The organism is Actinoalloteichus spitiensis RMV-1378 (genome assembly GCF_000239155.1).
GTDB classification, from domain to species: domain Bacteria; phylum Actinomycetota; class Actinomycetes; order Mycobacteriales; family Pseudonocardiaceae; genus Actinoalloteichus_B; species Actinoalloteichus_B spitiensis.
In genome coordinates this window covers 1-4,248 of the sequence record NZ_AGVX02000522.1, presented here as the reverse complement: position 1 = coordinate 4,248, position 4,248 = coordinate 1, and the positions used below count along the sequence as shown (strand labels likewise).

Annotated in this window: 5 protein-coding genes; 2 read left to right on the top strand and 3 right to left on the bottom strand. The window is 70.4% G+C overall.

The annotated features are described in order from the left end of the window. Nucleotides 1-106: 106 nt before the first annotated feature. The 3 genes from ACTIDRAF_RS34575 to ACTIDRAF_RS35400 are packed head-to-tail and all read right to left on the bottom strand — an operon-like array spanning nt 107 to nt 1,332. On the bottom strand, nt 107-460 hold the full coding sequence (locus ACTIDRAF_RS34575; protein WP_016700654.1) for a class I SAM-dependent methyltransferase: 354 nt from the start codon (nt 458-460) through the stop codon (nt 107-109). A 27-nt stretch (nt 461-487) separates the two neighbouring features. Further along, the gene (locus ACTIDRAF_RS35405; RefSeq protein WP_016700653.1) at nt 488-880 is read right to left on the bottom strand and encodes a class I SAM-dependent methyltransferase; all 393 of its coding nucleotides are present in this window, start codon (nt 878-880) and stop codon (nt 488-490) included. After that, on the bottom strand, nt 841-1,332 hold the full coding sequence (locus ACTIDRAF_RS35400; RefSeq protein ID WP_026066337.1) for a class I SAM-dependent methyltransferase: 492 nt from the start codon (nt 1,330-1,332) through the stop codon (nt 841-843). Before ACTIDRAF_RS35400 ends, ACTIDRAF_RS35405 begins: the two co-directional genes overlap by 40 nt. 717 nt (nt 1,333-2,049) lie before the next feature. Between ACTIDRAF_RS35400 and ACTIDRAF_RS30190 the strand changes: the two genes are divergently transcribed. Beyond that, nucleotides 2,050-3,366: a helix-turn-helix domain-containing protein gene (locus ACTIDRAF_RS30190; protein WP_052168917.1), complete on the top strand. Its 1,317-nt coding sequence runs from the start codon at nt 2,050-2,052 to the stop codon at nt 3,364-3,366. A 73-nt stretch (nt 3,367-3,439) separates the two neighbouring features. Then, nucleotides 3,440-4,248: phosphotransferase enzyme family protein (locus tag ACTIDRAF_RS0220790; protein ID WP_016700651.1), on the top strand; the 809-nt coding region annotated here is incomplete at its 3' end.

The window sequence follows — 4,248 nt, the reverse complement described above, 5'->3', positions numbered from 1 at the left end:
GATGAGGTTCCCGTTCAGGGAGATGGCGTAGGGGAACCAGCCTGGCCGGTCGGGGTTGTCGTGCTGGTAGCGGGCGATGGTTTCCGTGCGAAGACCATCCGGCACCTCACCGGGGTGGATCGTCGTAGGTGAGGACGAACCTGCTGTGCGTCTTGTCGATGGCGGTGCCCGCCAGCTCGCTGTCCGGGGCGCCGGCCGGGTGGACGGTCAACGTCGGGGAGTGCCGGTGCCGGTCGGGTGCCCAGGCCCGGATCTCGCCGCACAGGTGTTCGGTCAGTTCGGCGGCGGCCGGCCCGTGGCCGATGACGCCCAACTCGCAGCGTGCCTCGTCCGCGATGGTGACGCGGCGGAGGGTCAGGTAGGCCAGCGTGCCGCCGTCGACCAGGGCCATCCGCCAGTACCCCGGTACCGGGTCGCACACCTCGGGTGGGACGTCACCGGTGACCCCGAGTCGGCACACTCCCGGATCGGTGGCGGTCAGCCGAAGTCAGAGGTCCTCGTGGGACTCCTGTCGGCCGAGGGTGACATCGGACCAGGTGGTGACGCGCGGTTGATCGAGCACACCCAGCAACGCGTCGGGCCGCACGTCCTGGTCGCGGTCCCAATGGAGGGTGACCAGCCCGTCGGAGGTGATGGCGCCACTGAGCTCTCCCTCACCGTCGCCGACCAAGTACACGAATCCGCACAGGACCAGTGAATCGGAGACCAGACGATCACCGGTGCGGGTGAAAGCGACGCTCCGCCCCTGACCCCGCCACCGCAGCGGGGCGACCAGCCGCCCTCCTGGCGCGAGCTGCTGCCACCAGGGCGTGGGAAGGTCCCACGGCGAGACCGTAGCGATCATCCGGTCGTACGGAGCGTGTTCGGGGTAGCCCAACACGCCGTCACCAGTGACGACGTGAACGCCACCGAAACCAGTGTCGGCCAGCGCCCCGACGCCCTGGCCGCGACGTCCGGGTTGATGTCCACCGTGGTCACCAGGTCGGCGCGTCCGGTCAACTGGGCGAGCAGGCAGGCGTTGTACCCGGTGCCGGCCCCGATCTCCAGGACGCGGTGGCCCGGTTGGACGTCCAGCTGGTCGAGCATCCCCGCGACCAGCCACGGAGCGGACGCGCAGGACAACGAACGGCCGTTGTCGAACCGGTGGGTAACCACCGCTCGGTACGGGTGGTAGGCGAGTTCCAGGTCGGCGTCCGGCAGGAACCGGTGGCGGGGCGTGTCGCGGAGTACCCGTTCCACCTCGCCGCGCTCCGCCCATCCGCCCGCGCGGACCTTGGCGACCATCTCCGCGCGCAGCGACTCCGGCGACAGGGTGGTGGTGTCGGTTTCCAACGCTTCTCCTCGTGGTCTCGGCCGTCGGGATGGTGGGGGAGCGTCCGCGCGGCGTCATGGCTCCTCGGCACGGCCACCAGGGCGAGTAAGTCCGGGTTGGCGATCGGGATGCTGGCCGGCGGTGATACTCGGACAGGTGCTTCCAGGTGCCGAAGTGGTCGACAGTCAACTGGGGAGTGGCCGTCGAGTTCAAGTGCGTTCAGCGGGTACCGGCGCGGGAATTCCGATGGTGACCTGCGTTGATCGGTGTCCCTCGTGTCGTCGAATCCTTCTTTGGAGTGATTGTTCGCCCGCTTCCGTCGGCATTCGACCAACCGTGCCGAGCGTGGGGGAAACCCGTGATCGACCCGATTCGAGTGGGCTTGGTCGAGCAGCCGGAACCAGGGCGAAGCCATGGCGTCCCTGTTGCGCCAATCAGGCGTCGATGAGGCGTCGATGAGGCGACGACCCCGTTGAACTGCGAAAACTCCATGCTCAACGGTCGCGGTTCGAGCGGGTGCGGCCGGTGGCCGAGGATCGGTCCCGTCCGGTGGCCCGTTATTCTGGTCCCGGAATGAGGAGGGTCGGATGAATGTCAACGGGTGAGTGCGGGAATGCCATCGAGGTGGGGTTCGAGAGGGTGATCGGCTCCGGGAATCATTTCCGTGACCGGAAGGCGTCATGGCCGCGCACTCCCCGCGGTCGCCGGCCGGATCCCACCAGGGTGAGGTGAGCGGCGTGGGCGACAGGCGTGCGGGATTCACGGCCCGACGTAAGGCGAGGGGCTTCACCCAGGAAGGGCTGGCCACGGCGGTCGGGGTGGAGTTCTCCACTGTCGGGCGCTGGGAACGCGGTTCGCTGACACCCCAACCGTGGCGGAGGGCCCGGATCGCGAAGGCACTGGGGGTCTCGCTCGACGACCTGGCCACGCTCCTCGGCGAGGATCCGGCCGACGGCTCGCAGGGCCTGTCACGGGGTGGGACGGGGCGAGCGCCCTCCGACCGCACCCCGGACGCCCTCCTTCCAGCCTCGGGCTCGCCGATGTCCGCGACGAGCGAGCCTGGTGGACCGGCCGAACGAGGCGACGGGCCCCCGGTGCCGGCCGGGCACCTCGAGGCCCTCACCGTGACCGTGCCGCCGCCACGGCGGATAGGACGCTCCGAGGTCGAGCAGGTCAAGCTGATGACCAGCACCCTGGCCACCAGCGAGAACCTCCACGGCGGAGGCATGGCTGGGGAAGCGGGCGCGGCGCACCTGAGATGGGCCAGCCAGCTACTGGACGCCCAGGCCAGCACCGCCGTACGTGCGGGGATCTTCGAGGCCGTCGGCAACCTCGCGGGAGTCGTCGCGTTCTCCGCCTTCGACGTCGGGAACCACGACGCCGCGACCCGGTGCTTCCGGTTCGGCCTGTGGTGCGCTGAGCAGGGCGGCTGCTGGGAGCTGCGTGCCGCGACCCTCGCTGACCTGGCCCGTCAGGCCATCTACCTCGGCAACGTGGACGAGGCACTGTCCTCGATCGAGTTCGCCCAGGTGCGAGCTGACCGGCTGACGGCCACCGCACGAGCCATGATCGGAGTCGTCCGCGCCCGCTTGCTGGCGGTGCTGGGGCGTGACGATGAAGCCCGAGCGGAGGTGGACCGCGCCGACGCGCACTTCGCGGAACGGCAGCCGGAGGCGGACCCGCCCTGGCTGGTCTACTACGACGAGGCCGAACACGCCGGCAGCAGTGCGCGGGCGCTGACCTCGCTCGCTCTCGCCGCGAACCGGCCGGGGGAGGCGGCGGACCGGCTGAGAACCGCGATCCAACTGCACAGCGACGCCTACCCGCGCTCGCGGGCGTTCTCCAGAGCGCGGCTGGCGACCCTGCACATGGCGGTCGGGGATCCGAGGGAAGCCGCCCTCGTCGGCCGGCGCGCTGTCGAGGACGCCAGGATGTTGCACTCGCGGCGGATGGACGAGGAGCTCGCCACGCTGGTCCGAGCGTGTCAGCGGCACCGTGCGATACCGGAGGTGGCGGAACTCGTGGAACTCCTGACCCACCCCACCGATGACTGAGGCGAACGGCGCCCCGCTCCCATCAGCGCCGAACTCCCGAGCGGTGCTCGAAGCAGCGGGTGAACGAGCAGGCGTGTCGACCACGGACGCGACGCTGATCCGGGACGGGATGAACGTCCTCTACCGGTTGGCCGGCGGTGTGGTGGCACGGATCGGACCGGCGGGGTCGCACCTCGTCGCCGAACGCCACCTCCGCGCTTCGCGCTGGTTGGCCGATCGCGGCGTTCCCGTCGTCCGCACCGTCGACGGTGTCGAACAGCCCACGTCCGTGGGAGGTCGACCTGTCACCTGGTGGGTGCGGCTACCCGAGCACCGCCCCGCCACTCCGGCCGAACTCGGCGCGACGCTGCGGCGGCTCCACCGGCTGGATCTCCCCGAGGCGGGCGTGTTTCCCACCGTCGACCCCCTGGAGGGACTAAGTGCCGCACTCGACGGCGAGACCCTCCTGGCCGAGGGAGATCGGGACCTGCTGCGCGATCTCGCGGACCGACTGCGCGTCGAGTACCGGGCCTTGGTGCCCCATCTCCCGCTCCGGCTCATTCACGGCGACGCCTGGCAGGGCAACGTCGTGGTCCCCGTGGCCGGCGGGGAGCCCGTGCTGCTGGACCTCGACCAGATGGGAGTCGGCCCCCCGGAGTGGGACCTGGTTTCCCTGGCGGTGGACCACACCGACTTCGCGCGGATCACCGACGCCGAGTACCGGGCGTTCGTGGCGGCCTACGGCGGTTACGACATGACCACGTGGTTCGGGTACCGCACCCTGGCCACGATCCGAGAACTGCGGTGGGCGACGTTCGTCCTGGGCAAGGCGAGGGTGAGCCCGGCGGCGGCCGCCGAGGCCCGGCACCGGGTGGCGTGCCTGACGGGAAAGGTCGAGCGGCC